Genomic DNA, 23690 nt, shown 5'->3' on the forward strand with positions numbered 1-23690 from the left:
TAGTTGTTGCTTGCTGAAAGGGTTAAACTTTTACAGAAAGTTTATTGGATACAAAAGAGACAATATTATTAATGGATTCGAAGTTTTTTGGGTTTAACTCATCATCACTTACTTCTACCTGAAAGGCTTCTCCCAAAAACTCAATAAGAAATAACAATCCCATAGAATCCAGCAAACCGTTTTCAAAAATCAGGGCATCATCATCAACATCTTTCACATCAGACAAAGAGGCTTCCAGGATGTACTTTTTAATTTCGGCTTTTACTTCGTTTGTATTTTTCATTTGATATAATAACATTTAATACTTAAATCAATTCCAATAGCCATTGAAATTTTATCTATACTATTAATATGTTTAGGGAGAAAATTAAATAGTTAGAGATAATAGCAAGTTAATGAGACTAATATATTCTATTTTTAGTAAACTATAAAACAGCTTTTTAAACTATTCGTTTAAGTTATAAAAAATCAGATTAAAGTTACAAAAAACCAAAACAATGCTACTTTGTGGATTGCTTAGTTTTTGTTAGTATCTTTAAAATCATTTAAAAACATGTTATATGAAAAAAGTTCTTGTTTTAACGCTTTTTATGTTTTCTGTTTTTGGTATGATGGCACAATCTTCCAAAAATTCTGAAAAAGAAGCTATTTTAAACGTTATGAAATTACAGGAAAAAGCCTGGAACAAACATGACCTGGAAGGTTACATGGAAGGTTATTGGAAAAATGATTCGCTTAAATTTTATGGCAGAAGTGGTTTAACCAAGGGATGGCAAAACACGTTGAACAATTATAAAAAAGGTTATCCCACACAAGCTGAAAGTGGCATTTTAAATTTTGTGATCAAAGATATATCAAGAATTGAAAGCCATACCTATTGGGTTATGGGAGAATATCATTTAACCAGGGATGCTGGTGATGCCAAAGGTGTTTTTATGGTTATTTTCAAAAAAATTGAAGGTGAATGGAAAATAATAGCAGACATGTCTTGTTGATTAAGCTGCGTCGTTGGATTTAAAATGATCGTATAAATCTTTGCAACCAAATCCGATAATGGATAACTGTTTGTTTAAGGCCAAAGACTCGTTATGCAGTTTGGCCAAGGCATTTACACCATCCCTATCAATACTTTGAAGTCCTTCTATACTAATGGTTACAGATTGGAATTTTTTAAATACTTCTTGAAATTCTTGCTGAAATACTCCAACAGACTGTTTGTTTAAAACGCCTGTAACTTTAAAGAAATTATTGTAGTGAGTAATGGTAAGGTTCATAATAACATAAATTAAGTTAATCAATCTGTTTATGCTATTAATCAGGTTCGATACTGTAAATATATAGTGAATAGCTATTTACATATAAAAAATTCGATAAAAACCCTAAGAATTAGATAAATGAAACATTGGTGTTTTTTTATCCGATTAACGACCTAATCTCTTACATTAATCTCTTAATTACTTGTAATTAAGAATTTTACACCTTAAGTTTTCTTGACAAATTTAGTAATTATCACAATATTTTGACCATCAACCTTCCCTTCAATATACTCGGCATTTTCATGATCTAAACGAATGTTTCTTACAGCAGTTCCTTGTTTGGCAACCATACTGGATCCTTTTACTTTAAGGTCTTTTATCAATACAACAGAATCTCCTGCCTCCAAAACAACTCCATTGGAATCCCTATGGATTATTTTATTGGCTTCATCTTCATGTTCGCCAGTTGCTCTTGCCAAAGCCAATGCGTCATCATCCAGATACATCATGTCCAATAAATCTTTTGGCCAACCTTCATGACGTAGTCTTTGCAACATTCTCCAAGACAGTATCTGTACAGCCACATGCTCGTTCCACATGCTGTCATTTAAACATCTCCAATGGTTTACATCCATCTCCACATGACCTTCTATTTGGCCCAGACAGGTCTTACATACCAAGATACTGTTATCTACATTTTCGTTTAATGAAGGAGGCAGGATATATTGGGTTAAACCTTCGGTAGAAGCACATAATTCGCAAGTGTTCTTGCTTCGTTCTTGTAGTGTTTGCAATACAGACATAATGACATTTTATTTGTTTTTGCAAACATACTGTTTTTATTGAAGAGATTCCCTCATTTTTTTGGGCATGCCTTTTACAACCATATCATACGAATGATCTATTAGTGCACAAATAAATTTGGGAGATAATTCCCCTTCTTGGATATAAAGGGTGTTCCAATGTTTTTTACTCATATGGTAACCAGCACGAATACTGCTGTATTCTGCTCGAAGTTCTTGGGCATATTCAGGATCGCATTTTAAATTAATGGCTTTTTCGCCAGCTTCCCATTTTTTCAATCCTACCAATGCAAACATTTTCCCCAAGACTTTAAAAACCAAGGTATCTACATCAAACGGAAAGTCTTCGGTAACACCTTTTTTTGAAATACAATATTTGCGAAGTTCTTCAATGTTCATAAAAAAACACATTCAAGATTAACATTTTGAATGTGTTTAAAATTACACAATAAATTAAAGATTTTTAAACCATTCGGCATATTTATTTCCCAAAATCGGCACTACTTTTTCGGTTCCATTTATGGCATTTAACAGTCCCATAATCCACATGTAAACCAAAACAAAGATTCCAATTATATTAATAAGCCATCCTATTATAGGGATAATGCCTATAATTCCCAATGCAAATCCGGTTAAAGCCAAGCCCAAAGATTGTTTGATATGAAAGGCTGCAAATGGGTTTTTCTTGTCGTTATTCATCACAAAAGCAATAATTAGTCCTATAACAGTTATGTAAGCAATAATTGCTGTGTTTTTTCCTTCGGTTACAGTTGTAGTGTTTTTAATAGATTCCATAGTTTCGTATTTGATGTTAATGAATATTTTCTCTTTTATGGAAGAAAACCCTCATTGGTTAACAACATAGCAAGGAATTTTTATGTAAACTGAATGAAAAAGAACTTCAGAACAACTGATGAAATCAAACCAAAAACCACCAAGCATAGTCCAATTGGGCAAAAGCTAAAATAACCATTATAAACATGAAGGGTTCTTCTATCTTTAAAGAGGTTTTATGATCAATCTAAAATATTATATAAAACAGGTTTGCTGGGAGTTGCATCATTTTCAAATGGAGCGATTTGTAAATTTAAAAAGTAAGTGCCATCTAAAACGGTATTTGGCACAAAAATAAATTCGGTAATCGTGGCATCCATTCTGGTTCTTCCTGCTGTATTCCAAAAGGCGTTATGTGCCAATAATTCGCCATTGTCCTGCTCTTTATCTACACTTGGCAAATCTATCAACAAGTGTTTCACACCTTTATCACGCAAATATATGGCAGCTTCGGACAGTAAATAAGGAGGATTGGTATGCGAATAGTGCTGGCTCAATTTCTCGATGGTATTGGGAATGGTCCTTATTACAACAGCATCGCGTTTTTTGTTCCCCAAAGCAAACTGAAGTTGTTTTTTTGAAATAACAAAATCTTTCCCTTTCTTTTCGGGAGCAACAGTAATTACTTCTGCCAAGTAGAAAAATTGCTTTAATTGCTGATTGATGGAGTGCACCTTTTTGGTAATGTGCCCAACACATTCTGTATGTGTACCATGAGCATGAGGATTGAACCAAATATTATTAAAATTCACATCGGCTCCATCTGCCACACTTGCAACCCATTCACCATCTTTAACTGGTTCTATCTTGGGTTGGTCAAGATACCAAGCATTTACGTTGTTTGTTGAAGCCCTTAATGGTATGGAAATATCTAAAGGTTTAGATAAATCAATTTGAAGTTTCTTTGAATTGTACTGTATGGTTGCAATCACTTTTATACTAATTTATATGATAAATAACTTATGAATTCTCTGTAAAGGGCTGTAATTCCTACAAAAGCAAGAAGTATTACCAAGGCTTTAAAAAACACCATTGCCTGTTTGCTTTTATATACATGCTTAAGAGCAAAAAATAAATATATAAAATTAACCAATACAATAAAAACCTGAACGGCTCTATTGCCTAAGCTTACAACAGATATGGCCAAAAGGCAACTTATGAAAAAAAACGACAGGTAATGCATGGCAAAAATTAAATGCATCCCAAAGAGAAAGTGGTTTTTATAAAACAATATCCAAAACACCAATGCCAATACTGGTACAATTATAATTACTATAGATTTTGACAAGTTGGCTGAGAGTCCATCATACGCCTGAATTAATTCTGCTTGTGTACTTTCTGTCTGTAACAATTTTGTTTCAATATTTAAATCTCTCCCACTATTAAAATAATACTTTGCAGGAATCCTTAATATATCTGCTTGGGTAAGCAATAAAAAAAACAAGACGTTGGAAATTAAAAATACTTGAATGGGTTTCATAAAAGGTTTTCTAATTCCATCCAGATAATTGGTAGTTAACTTACCAGGTTTAAATAATAAATAGATGAAGGTTTGATATACTTTGGAATCGATATTAAATAGGCCATCAACCAACTGGTGAAATAATGTTTTTAAAGAAAAATCTGTTTTCTCTACCACTTTTTCACCACAGTTATGACAAAATTTGCCAATTAATGGTTGGTTGCAATTTTTACAAGACGCACTATTCATTTTTAATCCAACTTAAATAAATCTGAAGCAATCCCATCACTTAAAAACTTTCCTTTTTCAGCGACTGTTAATTTGCCTCCATCAAGATACAATAATTGTTGGTTTATATGCTTTTTGGATTGCTCTAAAAGATAGGTTTTAAACACAGTACCAAAATCCGTTTCAACTTTATCCAAAGAAACTCCCCAAATGGTGCGTAACCCTGTCATTACGTATTCGTTATATTGCTCTTGGACTGTTAAGGTTTCCATGGTGTGTGGCAGTTTGTTTTCTTGGATACCCTTAATGTATTTGGTATTATTGGCCACATTCCAACTTCTTGTATTTCCATGGAATGAATGTGCCGAAGGTCCAATGCCCAAATAAGGTGTTCCTTGCCAATAACTGGTATTGTGTTTTGAGAAAAACCCTGGTTTTCCAAAATTGGAAATCTCATAATGGACAAAACCTTGTTTTTGGGTCTCTGCTATTAAATGCTTAAAGTGAAGTTGCGCCAAAGCATCATCCATGGGTGGATATTGTCCCTTTTTTATAAAAGTATCCAACGCTGTTTTTGGCTCTACCGTTAAGGCATAACTGGAAATATGGTTCACCCCAAAACCAAATGCCATTTCAAGGTTTTTGTTCCATTTTTCCAAACTCATGTTTGGAATGCCATAAATTAAATCGATGGTAATATTATTGAAATGACGAGTAGCTTCAGACAGACATTCTTTTGCTTCCAAGGATGAATGCGCACGATTCATGGCTATTAAATCGTCTTCAAAAAACGATTGAATCCCTATGGAAAGTCTGTTTATCCCTATATTTTTATAGTCTTCAAAAATAGTTCCCGACTGGTCACGAACAGACAACAGATCGTCTGGATTGGCCTCCAAGGTAATTTCCGGATTTTCTATTACTTGATAATTTTTATAGACCTTGGCTATTAAGAACCGTAGTTCTTCTATAGTCAATAAGGATGGTGTTCCTCCTCCAAAATAGATGGTTTCAATGGTATGGTTTTTTAGTTCGTTTTGTCGCAACTCAAGCTCCTTTCCCAAAGCTTGAACCAATTCGTCTTTTTTCTTTAAAGAGGTGGAAAAATGAAAATCGCAATAGTAGCAGGCTTGTTTACAAAAAGGTATGTGAATGTAAATTCCTGCAGTACTTTGCCTCTCCTCTGTTGGGTTTGAGATATTGCTTAAATGGTTATAATCCAAATCCTTTTTCATATTATTCCAACACAGATCAAACTGCTTACTATCATTAAATCCTGGCTACTTTTTCACACGTTCTTCGTTCTGTTTCACAAAACTTGCCCAACCAGAATAACTTTTGCCTATTTCTATTCTACCATCATTATAGAAATGACAAACAGCAGCACCCAAACCATCCATGGAGTCCAGATTTTTTGGAAGGGTTTTAATCCCCAACAAGCTTTGAAGCATTTTGGCCACTTGCTCCTTACTGGCATTTCCATTTCCGGTAATGGCCATTTTTATTTTTTTGGGCGAATATTCGGTAATGGGAATTTCCCTGCTCAAACCTGCTGCCATGGCCACTCCTTGAGCTCTACCTAACTTAAGCATACTTTGAACGTTTTTTCCAAAAAATGGTGCTTCAATGGCTATTTCATCTGGATGATGGGTTTCTATAAGTTCAATGGTTCGCTCAAAAATAAGTTTCAACTTTAAATAATGATCGTCGTATTTTTTTAAATCGAGTTCATTTAACTGCATAAACTGCATGGTTTTTCCAACCACTTTTATAAGACCAAATCCCATAATGGTTGTTCCTGGATCAATTCCTAAGATGATTTTTTCTTTGCTCATTAATCGCAATAATAACAACCACTTAAAGAGTAAGACACTCCAATGGTTGCAGTTAGTAAATTTCCGTTAAATGACCCATAGCCTTCTGTAACAGGGTCAAAATCGCCACTAAGTCCATATATATAAGAAGTATCCAAATAAATGGTTAATACATCTGTAATGCTGTAATGAAATTCAATGCCTGCCATGACATTTACAAACGAGGTTTTGTTTGCACCATATGTTCCCAAAGGTTTTATTATGCTAAAACCTGGTCCTGTATGAGCCACAATCCCCATGCCAATTGGTAAGAATCCCAAAACTGGTGTAGGATCGTAAACAAACTGGGCATTGATCCTGGAGTAATTTACCTTAAAGTATGGAGAATCTGCCTCATGAGCAATCCTATTGTAACCAAAATCCAATTTTGCCCCAAACTGTCTTTTGAACATGTGCTGAATCCCTAAATTAATAGTTGGAAAGTTTATAGGCTTGGCTTCAAATCCTGTAACAAAACCATTATCACTAGGACTGTTAACACCTATGGCAAGCTGGGCTTTCCATTTGCTGGTTTCGGCTTGACCAAATCCAGAAAAAGCAATAAACAAAAAAATAATAAAAACCGAAGTTTGTTTGATGTTTATAAAATGTGTGTTCATAAAAGGATATTGTTTAATTTGCGGCTTAAAAAGCAGGTATTCCAAAAATATGCTCAGAACCTTACCATACAAAACTAAACAATTCTTTTTTGTGCTTCTTAAAATAAGCTTGGTAGTTGGTGCTTTTTATTTTATTTATTACAAATTGACATCAAATAACCAATTGGATTTTCAGGTTTTTAATGGTTTTTTACAGAAAAATAAGGTTTTTAGCCTTAAAAACATCGGTTTATTGATGATTTTAAGTGTTTTTAACTGGTTTTTGGAAATTTTAAAATGGAAACAACTTGTCTCCATATTTAAGAAAATTTCTTTTAAAAAAGCAGTGCAACAAAGTTTAGGTTCTTTAACAGCATCTTTATTCACTCCAAACCGAATAGGGGAATATGGCGCCAAAGCTATTTTTTTTACCTCAGAATTTAGAAAAAAAATAGTCCTGCTCAATTTTCTTGGAAACATGATACAAATGCTTGTTACAACAGTTTTTGGAATTATTGGCTTATATTATTTTATTTCAAAATATCCTGTGGATATCGACTATCATAAAACAGTTAGGTTTTTAGGGATTATTTTAATCATCACTAGCATGGCTTTCTTAGGATGGAAGAAAAAAGAAGTCACTATAAAAGGAATTTCCATTGAAAAGATTATAAACTTCTTTAAAAACATATCTTTAAGACATTATCTCACTTGTTTGATTCTTTCCACAGGCAGATATCTTGTTTTTTCATTTCAGTTTTATTTGTTGTTGCATTTTTTTGGTGTGGAAGTGTCTTATAAAAATGCCATGATTGTTATTACCTCCATGTATTTATTGGCTTCTGTTATACCATCCATTTTTATTTTTGATGTGGTTATAAAAGGCAGTGTAGCGGTCTATTTGTTTTCCATTGTTGGCGTAAACGAACTCACCACCTTAAGTGTTGTTACCTGTATGTGGTTGTTAAATTTTGTGTTTCCAAGTATAGTTGGCAGTGTGTTTGTGTTAAAATTTAAACTTCCTAAACCTGTGGAACCATGATTGTTTTTATTTTTTTCATCACATGTTGTTACCTGTTTTTAATAGGATGTTTTATCTATGGGTTTGATAAGGTTCCCTACTTTTATTACTATGAAGAATCCCTAAAAAACAAATTTTCGGTAGTGATCCCTTTTAGGAACGAAGCCGAACATTTACCAACATTGTTGAATACCATTTTAAACTTAAAGTATCCTGTTTCACACTTTGAGCTCATTTTTGTAAATGATAACTCTGAAGATGCTTCAGTTGAAATTATAGAAAAACATTTAAACAACACATCCATTGATTACAAAATCCTTCAGAATATACAATGTTCAAAATCCCCAAAAAAAGAAGCCATTAAAATGGCCATTGAAAAAGCTCAATATGAATGGATCTTAACTACAGATGCCGATTGTTTGCTCCCTAAATTCTGGTTGGAATGTTATAATGGCCTTATCACAAAAACCTCTTGCCATATGGTTTGTGGCCCTGTTGCCTATACACACATCCATAAGTTTTTGGATCGTTTTCAAGCTTTCGATTTTTTAAGTTTGATTGGAGCGACCATTGGTGGTTTTGGATTAAAGAAACCCTTTTTAAGCAATGGTGCCAATATGGCTTACCGAAAAACATTTTTTTTTCACCTAAATGGTTTTGAAGGTAACACAAACATAGCCAGTGGCGATGATGTGTTTTTATTGCAAAAAGCCATAGAAAAACAACCCAATGCTGTGGTGTTTTTAAAAGCCAAGGAAGCCATTGTGTTAACCAAACCGCAACCCAATTTTGCGAGTTTAAAATCGCAACGGGTTCGTTGGGCTTCCAAAACCACAAACTATAAAAACACCTTTGGGAAATTAACGGGTTTGCTGGTTTTACTTATGAACGCTACTTTATTAGCCACATTGGTTTTCACTGGTATTGGTTCCATGGATGCCTACACGTTGGTATTGGCTTTTGGCTTAAAACTAACTATCGATTTTGTACTGCTTTTTAAAACAGCCTCTTTCTTTAAACAGAAACAGCTTTTTGGATCCTATCTCATTTGCGCTTTTTTGTATCCATTTTTTAGTGTATACATAGCAACCTTATCCCTTTTTTCAAACTATAAATGGAAAGACAGAGCCTATGAAAAATAGTGGATGAATCATTTATTTTTGTTAGATTTACAAGAATTGAAATCCTAAATCTAATGAAAAAGCTCATCTTTATTTTATGTTTATCTTTTAGCTTTGTTTCTTTAAAAGCACAAGAAACTTATACTGTTAATGGTGAAACCTTGGAACTTAAAACAGAAGTAGAAGGGAACCTGGATTTACTCTGGAACATTATCGATGGTCAATACAGGTATTTTGTTAGAACAGAAGATGGTTCCATAAAAGAATTGGTAAACACTAAAAATCCGGATACCAAAAAATATCAAAAAGAATACAGACACACTTTAAATGCCCTAACACAAGATTATGGTCTCTCGGCAGGGAAAGTAAACCTAACACTTGCCAGTTTAAAAGATTATATTAACATGTACAATTCTACCAGTGATTTGAGTTACAATTACGAACCAAGAAACAAGATCCAAGCCAGGTTGGGCGTTTTTGGAGGCCTTACCAATCAACCGTTTGTAAACAATCCCAACAATACATCTGTACCATTTTTTGGGGCAGAATTTGAAGTTTACAGCAACACACGATTAACACGTCATGCAGGATATGTTAATTTGAGAACTGCTTTGGAAGCAGATGATTTTGAATATTCGGCTACCCAATTGGGTTTAGGCTATAGATTTCGAGCCATCAATAAAGAAACTTTTAGTGTGTATGGAAATGTCACGCTTGTAACCTACACATTTCATAATGAAACCCTAAGCTACGAAGACCCTTTAAATCCTGGTACATATATTTCAGAAGAAAACTCAGATTCTGAGTTGGAAGTCCCTTTTATTTTTGGTTTGGGAAGTGATATAAAAGTCACTAAAAATGGATACGTCACTTTAGCTTACAACAATCTGTTTGCCTTATTTATTGATAATCAAGGAAATTTCCCGATAGATTTTGCTATTGGTTTTAAATTGAACCTATAATACATGCGCTTAGACAAAACCTCCAATCCAGCTTTTAACGATTATTTTTGGGAAAATGATCCAACTGCTTCCAAAAAAATGAGCGTAACAGGCATCCTTTTAAAATCCTTGTTTTCATTACTCATTGTTGCGGCCATTGTTGTATATGTATGGAATTTATATATTTCTGGTACAGACATAAAATGGTTTGTAACAGGAGGCATGATTGCTGCCATTGTACTAAGCATTGTTATTTCAGTAAAAAACCAATGGGCTAAGTTTTTAGTGCCACTTTACGCCATTGCCAAAGGGTTTTTTCTTGGTGGCATTACCAGTTATGCGCATGCTAAATTTCCCAATTTACCTTTTCAAGCCATAGGAGTGACCATTATGACGTTTTTTGTGATGCTGCTGTTATACCAAACCCGAATTATTGTGGTCACGAAAAAATTGAGAAGCGTTATCATTACAGCTTGTGCCAGCATTTTTATAATATATCTTTTGTCCTGGATCCTTAGCTTTTTTGGGATTGAAACCTTTATTTGGGGAACGTCCTGGCTTGCCATACTTTTTAATGTCTTGGCAGCTATTTTTGCCTCTTTGGCATTGCTTTTGGATTTTGATTATATAGAAAAACACAAAAACAAGGCTCCAAAAGAAAAAGAATGGTTGGCCACTTGGGGACTTTTGGTGACACTTATTTGGCTGTATGTTGAAATATTGAGGCTCATGAAAAAACTGGCCATTAGGTTTTAAACCTTAATCCACTTGAATGATTACAGGCAAAGTAAACGCTGTTTTTACTTGCTGTCCACGTTTAATGGCTGGATAAATCTCTGGCAAAGAGTCCAAACTGTTTTTGAGAAGCTCTTTGATGTTTGGGATTTCGTGAAGCGTTATCGAGTCTATCTTGGCTTCCATTAAGGATAGAATTCCAGTTTCAGAAATTTGAAATTTCATAAAAATGGTATCGTTAATATCTTGCGAAACCACAATGGTATCCCTTTGAATTTTATTGGTAATAATAGCTATTAAAGTGTTTTGGAAACAATGTTTTTTTTCTTCTTTGGAAATAGCATCGTTGCAGGATGCAAAAGAAGGATATTCATCCACGTCGCTCCAATTGAATGTCTTTAATTCTTCGTTTAAAATAGCATCAGAGGTTGTCTTCTTGACATCAAAATAATTGCAAGAAACAAGCAATAAAAAACCAAAAGAAAGGTACAAATGTTTCATCTATCTAAATTTTATCAGATAGCTGTTGCTTAGCTATGTTATTACTTTGATTGGTAATCTCCATTTTTTTGCCCATTTGGGCTTTCATACAGATCTGAAACCGAAAAGTACAATTTTTTTAGATTTTAATCTGTATTCATAAACTTTTCTTGTTTCAATTGAGATAATTGGGCTGCTGCTACAGTCTTGAGAACACTGTCTGGAAATTCTTTTATAAACTTTTGGTACAGATTTATTTTTGTGTCGAAATCTTCATAATACGCGTTTTTTGATTGAAGCAGGTAAAATGCTGCAGTGTCGTTTTTAGGATTTTCTTGTCGTGCTTTATTTAAAACCTGTATAGCCTCTGCATATTTTTTTTGGTAATTTAAAACTCTTCCCAATTGTGTGTATTGAGCATCCAAAGGAGCATCTTCAATTTCCAATGCTTTGGTATAATAACTTTCTGCTTTGTCAAATTCCTTGTTTTTTTCGTAAAGCCGTCCCAGAACAAACAGGTTATTGGTGTTGTTTGGCTCAAATTTCAAGGCTATCAATCCTTCCTCTATAGCTTTAGAAAGTTGATATGTTTTGTCATAACACAAACTTAGTTGTTCATGAATAAATTTTGATGACTCCCCTAAGGCCACTAATTTTTCAAACCAAACAATGGCTTCGTGGTAATCTTGTTTCCAAAAATAATTTTGAGCTTTTATGTTAATGAGCTCCACATTAAATTGATTTGATTTCAAGCCTGTATTCACTAATTTTTCAACTTCATCAAATTCTCTTTTCTGCAACTTATATTTTGCCACTTTATAGATGGCTTTTTGATGTAAAGAATCTAAAAGAAACGTGTTTATAAACTCTTCAATAGCTGTAGAATCATTTTGTTTTTCTAAAATTAAACCATATTCAAAATGATAATTGGGGTTTAAGGAATCTATAATGATTAATTTATTAAATTGTGAAGCAGCCGTTTGAAGATTGTTTGTTCTTGATAACAATTTAGCATATTCGTACTTCAGTAACGTGTTGTTTGGATGTGCTTTAATGCTTTTTTGATAATTTAAAAGGGCTTGGTTGTAGTTCCCAATAGCAATAGATGCTTTGGCTATTTTTTCATAAACTTCCGAAGGCTTGTTGTAAACTTCATATTGTGCTATGGCTTTAGAGTAATAACCGTTTGCGTACAAACTATCTGCAAGCATTAAAACCGAAGTTTGTGCTTCGGTTTTAAAAAAAGACATGATGATGAATAGTACTAAATACCTACTCATTAATTTCAAATTTAATAGGTAAATAATAAGGTACGTTAACAGCTTTCCCTTCGTGCATTCCAGGAATCATATTTGGCAATAAATTGATTACGCGTTCTGCCTCTGCTTCCAATTCTGGATGTGGAGCTCTTGCTTTTGCTTCTAAAATTTTTCCTTGAAAACCGATTATAAAGAAAACAGAAATTTTGACAGTACCATTTAAGCCTATGGTTTTAGCTAAATCTGAATTAAAATTTTCAACAATAAAAGTACTAATCTCTTTGTTGAAACAGGCTTTTTTACCTGCTTCATTTGCTTGAGATTCACAACCTGGAAATACTGGAACTTCATCTAAATTTTCAAATGGAATTCCTTCTCTATCATTAAAACCAAATGGCTTAATCTGCTTTGTTGAAACATCCTGACCTTCAACATTAGCTTTAATAGCATCTAAAAAATAAGTTGTTAGCTCTTCCTTTTCAGAGTTGTTTAATTTCCCTTCTTTATCTAATGATTCGATTATCATTTTTAATTGTTCTTCCTGAGAAAGTTGATTTTCAACCATACTATCTTGGCTTGTATCACTACAGGAGGAATAAACAAGCATCCCAAATACCATAGGAATCAATAGGGCATACTTTACCAGTTGAACTTGTTTTGATTTTGATTTTTGTAACATAACGATTCGTTTTTTGATTAATGATTGTTTAAAAAATGGATTGATGAATGATACCTGTTTGGCATTGAAAACTTGCGACAACAGGTTTTCATAATATTGTGCTTTATTGTGTTTAACAGCTTCGGCATCTGCTAGAAATTCATGTACGACCGAAATCCTGTTTTGATACATATAGATGAATGGATTGAACCAAAAAAAGATACGTAGGATTTCGAAAAACAACATATCCAGACTGTGCTTTTGTTTAACATGGACCCATTCGTGTTTTAAAATGGTTTCCCGTTCTTCCTTTACCAATTGCTTTCCTATAAAAATGTAATTGAAAAAAGAAAAAGCATCCCGACTGTTTTCCAAGTTCACGATCTGCAAATTAGATTCATGATGTTTTGGGTTGCCATAAATTAATCGAATAATATTAGTCAGTTTATAGGCAAAAATGGAAAAAGCGATGGCAGAACCCAGATAAAACAAATACATCCAAGACCATGAAAAACTAGATGCTTGGTTGATACCTTCAATAAAAACTTCGTCTAAAACAATTGGGTTTTGCTTGCCAATTACAACTTCTGGAAGTGTGATGATATATTGCTGTGGCACGATATCCTTAAACCTGTCTATTTTAATAACAGGTAACATAAAAGACAATGCTGCAGTTATTAAAAGATAGGCTCTGTTCCAGTTAAAAAAAGTTTCTTTTTTTAAAAACACATCGTAAACCACTAAAAAGAAAAGCTGAAATGCGATGACTTGAATAACATAGTGTGCCATGATCAATCTTTTTTATTAATATCTTTTAAAACCGATTCCAGTTCTTTTAAGCTAATGTCATTTTTCTTCACAAAAAATGAGACCATACTTTTAAAAGAGCCTTGAAAATAATTGTCTACCAAGGAATTTAAACTTTGATTGCTATAATCCTGTTTTTTTATAAGTGGAAAATACACATGTCCTTTGCCTTGCTTTTTATAATCCACAAAACCTTTGCTTTCCAAGATTCTTACTATGGTTGAAACTGTGTTGTAGGCTGGTTTTGGTTCTGGTAATTGCTCAATAATTTGTTTCACGTTGGCTTTTTCAAGTTGCCATAACACATGCATGATTTCTTCTTCGGCTTTGGTAAGTTGTTTCATAATATATTTTGTTTAAAACAATAATTTTATAATTGAGACTCTTCGGCAAGCTCAGAGTGACAAATAACTATGTCTTTAGGCGACTTAATTTAATGTGATTCTGAAATAAGTTCAGAATGGCGAAAACATGTAACTAAAAACTTAGTTGAACACAAATATAACTAAAAAATTAGTTTAAACTAATTTTTTAGTTATAAAGTTTTGTAACTTTCATTTAATATCTTCGTCTTATAAATAAAATTCTATGGATATACTATTGACCATACTTGGCTTCCTGTTCATGTTGCTTGGCATTTTAGGCAGTTTTTTACCTGTACTTCCTGGTCCTCCTTTAAGTTGGATTGGTTTGTTACTACTGTATTTAACCCATGCAGTACCCAACAATTGGCTATTTTTAGGCATCACCTTAGCTGTAGCACTTATAGTATTTGCCTTGGATTATATTATTCCTGCTTTGGGAACAAAAAAATTTGGAGGCAGTAAATATGGGGTTTTAGGGACTACCATTGGTTTATTGGTTGCTATTATTTTTCCTGTTTTGGGAGTTTTTGGTATCATTATCTGGCCTTTTGTAGGGGCTTTTATTGGTGAATTGTTAAACAGAACAGACTCCAAAACAGCTGTTAAGGCTGCCTTTGGTTCTTTTTTAGGCTTTTTAACAGGCACCTTTATAAAATTTTTGGTAGCAGTAATTTACTTAGGTTTTTTTATTATGAAAGCTTGGGAATATAAAGGCAGTATCTTTAGTTTTTAAAAAGAAGAAACCTCATGACTCTTATAAAAATATAAAAAGTCACGAGGTTAGTGTAAATGCTATTATCAACGAAATACTTCTGAGGGATTAATTAATATGCTGTTGATACTTCAAATATAAAGCGAACATTTAAGTTACGGTTACGGTAAAACCACAAATTAATTACGGAAAAACCGTAATATCCAATAAGAGCCTTATATTAGAGCCTGTTTAGCAAACAGATTTTTTATGAATTTTAACAATTATTGATCCTTTTTTAAATAAATCCTTTGTTTCTTGCTTCAAATAATAAGGTTTCATCACTTCCATCTTCAATCTCAAAAACTTCCTTTAAATACTTTTTTCGTTTTTCAATGGCACTCATGGACAAATCTATATGATCTGATAAACTTTTTGTCTTCACACCCTGAGATAAGAGGTAAATAATTTTTCTGTTAATCTCATCTAGAACAATATCTGTGGAGATGGTCTTTCTAATAATTTTATTTACAGTTCCACTGTAAAAAGGAGGGTTGCTCAATACAGCCTGAAAAGCACTTGCCAATTCCTTGGACGTTAAGTCACTTTTAATTAAAAAGCCTTCTGGGTCTATGGTTTTTACAATGTTGTGAATCCTGTAGGCTTCATTAAACATAGTTAAAATAACTATTTTGGCTTTAGGCATGATGGTTCTGGCATATTTGGCCAGGTCTTCACCAGAAGTGTATTTTCCATCGCTTGAAGGAGGCAAGCTAATATCCATGAACAAAATATCGTATGGATTGTTTAATGACACTGCTTTTTCCATGAATTTTATAGACTCGTCGCAACTATTGGCTATGTCAATTGTTAAATCTTGATTTTCTTTTTTGGTGGCAATTAATGTGTTTTGATATCCTTCAATAATCATGGGATGATCGTCTGTCATTAAAATGCGAATGGTTTGTTGCATAAGGCTTTTTAGATTTTAGATTGGGGTTTTTATACGTATTTCCGTTCCAGAATCCATGGCTGATTTTATATCCAGTTCTCCTTGAATTTCTTTTACCCTGGAGTTAATGTTTTTCAATCCAATGCCTTTCCTGGCTTTATTAACATCGAAACCAGAACCATTATCTGAAATGGACAAGCAAATTACATTATTTTTTTGTTTAAAGCTAATGTGAACTTCTGTTGCATTGGCATGTTTGTAGATATTTTGAAGCGATTCCTGAATGATCCTGTAATAATGGATTTTTGTTTTGTTATTGATGCTGTCCCAATCAATGTTGTCGTCGTTTCTTAACACATATTTCAGTTTATACGCTTTTGTTTGTTTTTCCAATAGAGATTTAATAATGCTTATATAATTTGAGCCAGATACAAAATCTGAATTCAATTCGTGCGACACCTTGCGTATGTCCTGTTCAATTTCTTTTAAATCTTCCAAATATTTTTCCCTGGTTTCTATTGCTTCTGGTTGCGTACTCATGTTTAGGCTATCCAGACTTAACCTTATCCCGAAAAGCCTGCCTAAAATACCATCATGTATTTCTTCTGAAATTCTCTTTTTTTCGGCTACCCTTGCTTCATCTATTTTATCTTGTTGAGATAACATTAGGTTGTATATTTCCTCGTTGGTTTCTTGTTGCTGTTGATTGAATCTCAGTTCCTTGTTTTTTGTTCTTTGTGTTACGATAATATACAACAACAATAAAGTAAAAATCAACCCAATGGATAAAAACAGCAACCAAAGCCTTTCTTTTGCAATTTGCTTGCTTCTTTCCACAATAAGGTCTGTTTCAAATTCAATTCTGGCAAATTTGTTTCTAATGGCACGCTCTTTATTTTGAAGGCTATCGCTTAATTTTACATATTCGGTTAAATAGGATTTGGCCTTGTCTGGTTCTTCAATATCCGATTTTAAAATAAGCGACCTTAAAATAACATCGTTGGTGTTGGTTTCCCTGGCAAGATGGTAAGCCCTATTTGCAAAGAAAAGCGCTGAATCCTTTTGGTTTATATCCTTATAAAATTCTGAAGCATTTAAACTAATGGACATCAGGCTGTAAATATCCTGTAAGCTATCGCTTATCTTATAGGCTTCGGTAAACATGCTGGTAATCTCGTCTGTTTTAAAATTCTCAGACAAGTGTTTCACATAGGCATAATCGCCTAAAATTATGGCGTAGTTGTAAGGCTCTTGGAGCAAGATCTCCTTGTTTTTAAAAAGATTTTTATAAATATCCAATGCTTTTTCATACTGTTTTTGTTCTTTATGAATTAAAGCAATGTTGCTGTAAGAGTATAAAGTGTATAAATAATTGTCTTCTATTTGATCACTGAAGGATAAAGCCTTATGATGGTATTCTATGGCTTTATCGAATTGTCCCAATTCGTCGGAAATAATTGCCAGTAAATTATTGATGGACCACAAAGTGTCCAAGTTGTTTTCAGTTTTTGGAAGATTGCGTATTAACCGAAGGGCTGTAATGGCGTTTTCTTCGGCTCCCAAATAATCTTTTTCCTCAAATTGTATGTTGGCCAAGCTAAATAAAACTTCCCCTTCATTTCTGTCCCTTTGAAGTTTGCTGAACAGTTTGGATGCTTTATAATAGTAGTAATAGGCACTATCGTTCTTTGACAATGATTTATAAGCCCAACCTAAATTGTTATTGGCAAAAGCAATTAACAGAGAGTCCTTTAGGCTTTCGGCCAATTGAATGTTTTGAAGGTTTGTGGTTATAAGGGTTTCATAGTCTCCTTTTAAAATGTAAATATTGTTTAAAACAACTTTGCTTTTTAAAATGGTAGAGTCTTGATTGGTTTTTTTGGATAGTTGTATGGCTTTGTTGGCAAACTGAAACCTTTGCGAAGGGTCTAGATCTGAATTGTTTGCTTGGCTCCTATAATAGTATATACTGTCCAATGTTTGAATACTCTTGCTATTTTGCGCATGGGCAAACATTATAGGAAACAAGAGGGCTACAATTAAACAATATGATTTCAACCTTTTGGTTTTTTAAACGATTCTTTCAAATTTATAATAATTTTTAATAAAATATGAAATATTAAACCTAAGGTTGAAACAAAAAACAGAGAGCCTTTGATTAAAGGCTCTCTGTTGAAATGTCATCTTATTGGTTTGAAGGCACTTTGTCTTTTTTAATGTGCTTTCCAATCTTGAAGTTGTATTCAAAATTATCCACACTTGTAAATGTTTGTTTTTTAGATGGTTCGGTTACTACAGTATCTTTAAGGTTTACACCAGATACGGTTACACAAAATAATGCTACTAATAGTGTAATTGTTAGGGATTTCATATATTCTCAATTTTAAGTTATACAATTAAATTCATGTTTAACAAGTTCAGCGCTTTACCAAACTTAAATTGAGGGAATAAATGGATAATTAATTTTTTTAAAATATGCGCACACAAAAAGAACGAACATATTTTAACAACATGAGGGAAACAGACAAATTACTGTCTAAAATGGAATAATTAACCTTATTAAGCTGAATAAATCGATTTAGGGACTTAAGAAGGACTACAAACATAATGTTTATTAAGTCAAAACTATTAAATATCCGATTAAACGATTATTTTTATCGACAAAATACACATAATGAGGTGTATTCTTACAAAATTATGTTAATAAGTTTTTGAAAATAACTTTTAAAACAATCAAAATGTTTTATTAAGTCTCCTACTTATATTTAAAAATGTTGCTAAATTGTAAACTCAAAGCAACCATATGAAATCACTTTACAACCGTTTTTTGAGTTTTATTAATACCATTCAAGGTAAAATAGCTTTCTATCCTACGCTATTTGGTATTGTAGGTTTTGGTTTTGCCATGCTCATGTTGTATTTGGAGAAGATTGGCATTTCGGCTTTTGTCATAGAACATGTGCCACAGTTGGTCATTAACAATGCAGATACCGCCAAAACGCTTTTAAGTTTTTTAACAGGTGGCATTATTTCCATTATGGTGTTTAGCTTCTCTATGGTAATGGTGTTGCTAAACCAAGCCTCCAGCAATTTTTCGCCTCGCGTATTGCCTGGCCTAATTTCCAATAGAAACCATCAGTTTGTTTTAGGCATTTATTTAGCCACCATACTATACAACACATTTACATTGGTTGGTATCAATCCTCAAGAGAACAACAAATACCAACTTCCAGGTTTTTCGGTTTTAATAGGGATTATTTTAACGGTTGTATGTTTGGCTGCCTTTTTATATTTCATTCATTCCATTTCACAAGCCATTCAAGTAAACAACATTTTGGATGGTATTTACAAAAAAGCCAAAACGCGATTGGAGTATTTATTGGAAAAAGAATCAGATGAAGCTGTTTCTTTTCCAGACACTTCAAGCTGGACCTCTTATTATAGTACACAAACAGGTTATTATCAAAATATTGCAGTAGCAAACCTGATTAGTATTTGCAAAGAAGAAAAACTTCAAATGAAAATCCTGATCATTCAAGGCATGTTCGTACTGGAAGGTGTTCCAATCATTCAAGTAAGCCAAAAGATTGACGAGGCTTTAGTAAAGAAAATACTTTCAAATTTTAATTTTGCCAAAGGTGAATTTGTGGAAGACAATTACACATTGGCTTTTAAACAAATTACCGAAATTGGCATAAAAGCCATGTCTCCGGGTATTAATGATCCTGGAACTGCCATTAGTTCCATAGATTACCTAACAGAGTTGTTTGCCTTACGTCTTAAAAAAAACGACAAAACCATTATCACTTCCAATAATAAATCGTTTATTGCCATTACAACCACTAATTTTAAAGAACTGGTCTATCAAGTTATGGTTTCTTATCGTACTTACTGTAAACACGATATCATTTGTATCCAAAAGCTATTTATCATGTTTAAATACTTACTGCTGCAAAAAGCCCAATTACCGGAATACCATGATGTATTGTTAGCCGAAGCCAAGCTCTTATTCGAAGATGCACAGCAAAGCATACAAAACAAAACCGACTTAAGACGGATTGAGACATTGTATCAAACCTTGTCCAACCCATAGAAATGTTAACCAATGTTTCACAAAACCTATCCATTACAAACAAAAACATGCCTGTCTTTCGACAGGCATGCCTTCAAATTTTTCACATATTTTAACCAAAGTTATAGCAAACAAAAAAGTTATTTAATACTTAAGTTTAACGAGAAAACAGTAATACTTGTGGTTCCTGAACCCACTAATCGTTGACCCCAAATTTCAATATAATCGTTTGGTGCCAATTCCACTGTTCCTGAAATGGCGTTGCTTGAGATGTCAGACGTATTATTAACCCTCATTAAGGTATTGGTTTCTATTAAGGTTGTACTTCCATTCTTTCGAATAAAAAAGGCATAATAATCTCCTAGTCCAGAATTCCCTCTAATGGATAAGGCTGCATCCACTTGGAATGTTCTTGTTTTTTTTCCTACATAGGTAATACGGTTGTCTTGAGTGGAATTGGTTCTCAATAAATTTACTGCAGTTGTGGTGTTGGAATTGGAGTTACCTGTTAAATTAAAAACATTATTGTTTGCAACGGTTTGGACAAATCCTGTGGTAATGGTTCCATCGTAATAAATATTAGCAGATGCAACTTCATCTGATTCCAATTTTATCCCTGGGCAATTTACGGTCCAAGAGTTGGTAAAATTATAATTAGGATAAGAACCTGTAGTATATTTTTTTACATATTCTGTGCTTGTTCCACTGAAACTCACACCTGTCAATACAGCTTTTGTAACAGTTGGGTTACTGCTTACATCTATCCCTTTAGCAGAACCATTAACAACCATAAAACCTCCTTGCTTTTCAATAAAATCAAAAGTTCCAGTATATGTTTCGTAGGTTCCTAAATTTGTAGAGAACCAACCTGTGTTGCTTATAAGCAAATTTCCAATATTAGTATACGTCACTCCAGTTGTGTTACCAATATACTGCACAACGCTAAGAAACACCATGCCATATCCACTAATGGTCCCAACAGAGGAGGCATTGGCAATAACCAAATCCCTTATAATTAAGTTCTGTGCTGCACTTCCTGTTAAATTAAAAATGGTACCACCAGCTAAGGTTAAGTTTTTGATAGAACCTCCTTGGTTTCCAACAAATAAATTTCCACTGGCTCTTACCAACTTGTCTTCGTTTGTATCCAAGCCCATTACATAAGCATTATTGATGTCTATAGGATAAGCCAAGTTTATGGTTCCGTTGATTTCATAAAGTGTGTTGGAATTAAGCAGGTATTTGCTGCCACCACCAGCTGTTAATTCGGCACTCAAATCGGCAGCAGATTTTATTAACTTATAGTTATCCCTTACTTGAGAGTCTAATTTGGTCCAAGTAGCAGATTTATAAAAATAAAAAGCATTTTCAGTCGTATCATACACCAACAAGCCATTGGCAGGGTTTGAGATGGCTGTTCTTTCTGCAGAAGTCATCCTTGGAGTCAACAAACCTTTGGTTGTAGACTCAACGTCCAACATGGCAGAAGCATTAGGTGTTAAAGTTCCTATGCCAACCTGTGAATATATATTGGCACTCAATAAAAATAAAGCCATGCATTTTATTGCGAATAAGGGTAAATTTTTTGTTTTCATAATTAGTATTTTAAGATTTTAGTAGATTTTTTTGAGCTTTTTGAATTTATAACAACCAAATAAACCCCTTGGCTGTTTGTAAAGGGAATTAAAATTTTATTTTGATTTTTTAAGTTTTCTGAAACAGATAAAATATGTTGTCCAAGCATGTTGTATACGTCTATACTATCAACTTCCAGGGAACTTGGCTTGGAAACCACTATATGGTTTTCACCATTGTAATAAACCAATGTTTGTTCCAATTCTGGGTTGGATGTTGTTAAGGTCTCAGCCGGCTGGAAAACTATAGAGAACCTGTCCAAATAGTCTCCTGCTGGTAAATTAATTTCTAAATTAGACGCAGTTAAATCATGGGTTATGTTCAATAGATTGTCCTTTAGATAAACGGTTTCTGTAAAATTTTCAACAGCATCCAACATTAGTTGATGGGTTCCTGCTTCAGAAATGACCAGTCCTATGGGAAATTCCATGAATTCCGAAAAACCATTAACACCTTGAATGGCATACTGTTTGTTGGGATTGTTGTCTATAATAAAAAACACATCGTCTTCCCTAGTCATTAACTGAATGGCATCGTATCCAGGATTATAGCTTAAATCTGCCGAAGAATTTGGCATAAAGCCCAACAATAACTGTCTATGAAAACCTTCAGGATCTTCATACCCGATTCTTAGGTACTTATTGCCGGTATCTAAAGTATTAACAAGTCTGTTGGAGTCTGTTTTAAAATAACGCTGTGAATTATTAAAAACAACATTTCCAGAACCTATGGCTAGCACAAAAAACCCTTTGGCAATTGGCACATATTGTGAAGGTGCAGTCACTGTTCCCGAGGTACCAATTCCTGAAATAAGTGGTGAAGCAATGGAAGGAGGTGTTCCTCCAGTAAGGTTTCTTATGGCATATCCTCCTAAATAATCTGAAAGCACATGAGACGTCGATCCTCCATCCACCCAAAAATAAAGGGACTCTACCACAGAAATGTTATCGTTCAGGAATTTTTCAGCATCTAATGCAGATGGATAAGGGTTTCCCAATAAAATACTTTCTCCAGTGGTTATTGCAAACTGATAATCGCCATTATTTGGCAGTCCATAATACACATAATTTTGCTTGGCAGTTAAAGCATTGGGACCTTTCATGGTGTAACCTTCCCCTGGAAGCAAGGTACTTGAACCATTTAAAGCAATCCATTCTGCATAAGAGCCAGAGCCTCTAGAATATTTATAAAGCCATCTGGTATTAATGGTTAAGGCTGTTGTAACATTGCCTCCTCCATCCAATACAGATGGTAACCCATTGTAAGGCGAGCCAGAATTGAACAATATTTGTGTAGGATTAAAAGCATTGATTACGGCATCTGAGCCATCAAACTTTCCTCCAGAAAGAGAAAACATGCCTCCATTAGTTACTGGTGATGACCAATAATCATATTGAAAAGGAGACACAGTTCCTTGTTGGTCTACAAGCAGTTTTCCAGAAACAGCCGTATTGTTGTCTGTTCCAGCATGCTCCTGTATAAGCTGGGCTTCTCCTACAAGCCTTAAATCGCCACTTTTAAAATGCACAGCATTTGCCACTTGCAATGCAAAATTATTTGCCACAGAAACCCCTTTCTTATCAGCAGCAGTGACATCAATTTCTAAATTGTAAAAATTGGCATTGTCGCTGGTTCCTGACAAGGTTAACAGATTGTTGGTGGCACTCTTAAAATAAGTGGTCCCAGAGGATGCAGATGTGGTTCCATTGTTTACAAAATTACTGTTTAGGTAAAAATTGCCATCACAAACATGATTGCCCGAAGTATCGTTTGTGTACTCATCCTGAACAAACACGTTTGTGTTTGTTGTAATTTTAATTATGCCATTGTTAATTATTTGTGCATTTGCCAGAGAGCAGATACCCAAAACAAAAACAGGCAATAGTTTAGGTTTTAAGTTCATTTTTTAAGATTTGGT

26 protein-coding genes are annotated in these 23690 nt (G+C 33.7%); 7 read left to right on the forward strand and 19 right to left on the reverse strand.

Features of this window, described 5'->3' with window-relative positions:
• Positions 1-22 precede the first annotated feature (22 nt).
• A complete protein-coding gene (locus tag D778_RS06725; RefSeq protein WP_040491732.1) occupies positions 23-283 on the reverse strand; it encodes an acyl carrier protein in 261 nt (86 codons plus the stop codon).
• A gap of 277 nt (positions 284-560) precedes the next feature.
• Here D778_RS06725 and D778_RS06730 point away from each other — a divergent pair, with 277 nt between their 5' ends.
• Complete coding sequence (locus D778_RS06730; RefSeq protein ID WP_007648970.1) at positions 561-995, forward strand: YybH family protein; 435 nt, start codon at positions 561-563, stop codon at positions 993-995.
• On the opposite strand, the gene D778_RS06735 is transcribed toward D778_RS06730, so the two are convergent.
• The 9 genes from D778_RS06735 to D778_RS06775 all read right to left on the reverse strand — a co-directional run bounded on the left by D778_RS06735 (position 996) and on the right by D778_RS06775 (position 7056).
• A complete protein-coding gene (locus D778_RS06735) occupies positions 996-1274 on the reverse strand; it encodes a hypothetical protein (protein WP_007648972.1) in 279 nt (92 codons plus the stop codon).
• Between the two features lie 206 nt (positions 1275-1480).
• Positions 1481-2059 carry a PhnA domain-containing protein gene (locus D778_RS06740; protein WP_007648978.1) on the reverse strand — a complete coding sequence of 193 codons (579 nt, stop codon included), beginning with the start codon at positions 2057-2059 and terminating at the stop codon, positions 1481-1483.
• 36 nt (positions 2060-2095) lie between these two features.
• The gene (locus D778_RS06745) at positions 2096-2458 is read right to left on the reverse strand and encodes an MmcQ/YjbR family DNA-binding protein (RefSeq protein WP_040491733.1); all 363 of its coding nucleotides are present in this window, start codon (positions 2456-2458) and stop codon (positions 2096-2098) included.
• Between the two features lie 54 nt (positions 2459-2512).
• Positions 2513-2854, reverse strand: coding sequence for a DUF4870 domain-containing protein (locus tag D778_RS06750; RefSeq protein WP_007648983.1), 342 nt, complete (start codon positions 2852-2854; stop codon positions 2513-2515).
• A gap of 221 nt (positions 2855-3075) precedes the next feature.
• Positions 3076-3825: a cyclase family protein gene (locus D778_RS06755; RefSeq protein ID WP_007648985.1), complete on the reverse strand. Its 750-nt coding sequence runs from the start codon at positions 3823-3825 to the stop codon at positions 3076-3078.
• Between the two features lie 2 nt (positions 3826-3827).
• Entirely contained in the window at positions 3828-4604 is a 777-nt protein-coding gene (locus D778_RS06760; protein WP_007648987.1) for a DUF3667 domain-containing protein, read from the reverse strand.
• Positions 4605-4606: 2 nt separating this feature from the next.
• The gene (gene hemW, locus D778_RS06765; RefSeq protein WP_007648989.1) at positions 4607-5818 is read right to left on the reverse strand and encodes a radical SAM family heme chaperone HemW; all 1212 of its coding nucleotides are present in this window, start codon (positions 5816-5818) and stop codon (positions 4607-4609) included.
• A 45-nt stretch (positions 5819-5863) separates the two neighbouring features.
• On the reverse strand, positions 5864-6418 hold the full coding sequence (gene ruvC / locus D778_RS06770) for a crossover junction endodeoxyribonuclease RuvC (protein WP_007648991.1): 555 nt from the start codon (positions 6416-6418) through the stop codon (positions 5864-5866).
• Positions 6418-7056 carry a hypothetical protein gene (locus D778_RS06775; RefSeq protein ID WP_007648993.1) on the reverse strand — a complete coding sequence of 213 codons (639 nt, stop codon included), beginning with the start codon at positions 7054-7056 and terminating at the stop codon, positions 6418-6420. The genes ruvC and D778_RS06775 overlap by 1 nt, the downstream gene beginning before the upstream one ends.
• A 49-nt stretch (positions 7057-7105) precedes the next feature.
• On the opposite strand from D778_RS06775, the gene D778_RS06780 reads away from it, so the two are divergent.
• The 4 genes from D778_RS06780 to D778_RS06795 are packed head-to-tail and all read left to right on the forward strand — an operon-like array spanning position 7106 to position 10874.
• Positions 7106-8077: a lysylphosphatidylglycerol synthase domain-containing protein gene (locus D778_RS06780; protein WP_040491777.1), complete on the forward strand. Its 972-nt coding sequence runs from the start codon at positions 7106-7108 to the stop codon at positions 8075-8077.
• Entirely contained in the window at positions 8074-9198 is a 1125-nt protein-coding gene (locus D778_RS06785) for a glycosyltransferase family 2 protein (RefSeq protein ID WP_007649011.1), read from the forward strand. The genes D778_RS06780 and D778_RS06785 overlap by 4 nt, the downstream gene beginning before the upstream one ends.
• Positions 9199-9251: 53 nt before the next feature.
• Positions 9252-10139 carry a hypothetical protein gene (locus D778_RS06790; protein WP_007649013.1) on the forward strand — a complete coding sequence of 296 codons (888 nt, stop codon included), beginning with the start codon at positions 9252-9254 and terminating at the stop codon, positions 10137-10139.
• A 3-nt stretch (positions 10140-10142) separates the two neighbouring features.
• A complete protein-coding gene (locus tag D778_RS06795; protein ID WP_007649016.1) occupies positions 10143-10874 on the forward strand; it encodes a Bax inhibitor-1/YccA family protein in 732 nt (243 codons plus the stop codon).
• A 3-nt stretch (positions 10875-10877) separates the two neighbouring features.
• On the opposite strand, the gene D778_RS06800 is transcribed toward D778_RS06795, so the two are convergent.
• The 4 genes from D778_RS06800 to D778_RS06815 all read right to left on the reverse strand — a co-directional run bounded on the left by D778_RS06800 (position 10878) and on the right by D778_RS06815 (position 14401).
• Positions 10878-11354 carry a hypothetical protein gene (locus D778_RS06800; protein WP_007649018.1) on the reverse strand — a complete coding sequence of 159 codons (477 nt, stop codon included), beginning with the start codon at positions 11352-11354 and terminating at the stop codon, positions 10878-10880.
• Between the two features lie 125 nt (positions 11355-11479).
• A complete protein-coding gene (locus D778_RS06805; RefSeq protein ID WP_040491736.1) occupies positions 11480-12613 on the reverse strand; it encodes a tetratricopeptide repeat protein in 1134 nt (377 codons plus the stop codon).
• Entirely contained in the window at positions 12606-14039 is a 1434-nt protein-coding gene (locus D778_RS06810) for a M56 family metallopeptidase (RefSeq protein ID WP_007649022.1), read from the reverse strand. Before D778_RS06810 ends, D778_RS06805 begins: the two co-directional genes overlap by 8 nt.
• 2 nt (positions 14040-14041) lie before the next feature.
• Positions 14042-14401, reverse strand: coding sequence for a BlaI/MecI/CopY family transcriptional regulator (locus D778_RS06815; RefSeq protein WP_007649024.1), 360 nt, complete (start codon positions 14399-14401; stop codon positions 14042-14044).
• A gap of 244 nt (positions 14402-14645) precedes the next feature.
• On the opposite strand from D778_RS06815, the gene D778_RS06820 reads away from it, so the two are divergent.
• Positions 14646-15155, forward strand: a complete 510-nt coding sequence (locus D778_RS06820; protein WP_007649032.1) for a DUF456 domain-containing protein — start codon at positions 14646-14648, stop codon at positions 15153-15155.
• 256 nt (positions 15156-15411) lie between these two features.
• Here the strand turns inward: D778_RS06820 and D778_RS06825 are convergent, their stop codons facing one another.
• The 3 genes from D778_RS06825 to D778_RS06835 form a co-directional block, all read right to left on the reverse strand.
• Positions 15412-16086: a response regulator gene (locus D778_RS06825; protein ID WP_007649033.1), complete on the reverse strand. Its 675-nt coding sequence runs from the start codon at positions 16084-16086 to the stop codon at positions 15412-15414.
• A 15-nt stretch (positions 16087-16101) separates the two neighbouring features.
• A complete protein-coding gene (locus D778_RS06830) occupies positions 16102-18042 on the reverse strand; it encodes a tetratricopeptide repeat-containing sensor histidine kinase (RefSeq protein ID WP_238307603.1) in 1941 nt (646 codons plus the stop codon).
• A 208-nt stretch (positions 18043-18250) separates the two neighbouring features.
• Positions 18251-18436, reverse strand: a complete 186-nt coding sequence (locus tag D778_RS06835; RefSeq protein ID WP_007649035.1) for a hypothetical protein — start codon at positions 18434-18436, stop codon at positions 18251-18253.
• A 432-nt stretch (positions 18437-18868) separates the two neighbouring features.
• Here D778_RS06835 and D778_RS06840 point away from each other — a divergent pair, with 432 nt between their 5' ends.
• A complete protein-coding gene (locus D778_RS06840; RefSeq protein ID WP_007649036.1) occupies positions 18869-20158 on the forward strand; it encodes a DUF2254 domain-containing protein in 1290 nt (429 codons plus the stop codon).
• A gap of 119 nt (positions 20159-20277) precedes the next feature.
• Here the strand turns inward: D778_RS06840 and D778_RS06845 are convergent, their stop codons facing one another.
• The gene (locus D778_RS06845; protein ID WP_007649037.1) at positions 20278-21732 is read right to left on the reverse strand and encodes a hypothetical protein; all 1455 of its coding nucleotides are present in this window, start codon (positions 21730-21732) and stop codon (positions 20278-20280) included.
• Positions 21733-21734: 2 nt separating this feature from the next.
• Positions 21735-23675, reverse strand: coding sequence for a T9SS sorting signal type C domain-containing protein (locus tag D778_RS06850; RefSeq protein WP_007649039.1), 1941 nt, complete (start codon positions 23673-23675; stop codon positions 21735-21737).
• Between the last annotated feature and the right edge of the window lie 15 nt (positions 23676-23690).

Source organism: Xanthomarina gelatinilytica (assembly GCF_000348685.1).
In the GTDB taxonomy this organism is placed as follows: Bacteria; Bacteroidota; Bacteroidia; order Flavobacteriales; family Flavobacteriaceae; genus Xanthomarina; species Xanthomarina gelatinilytica.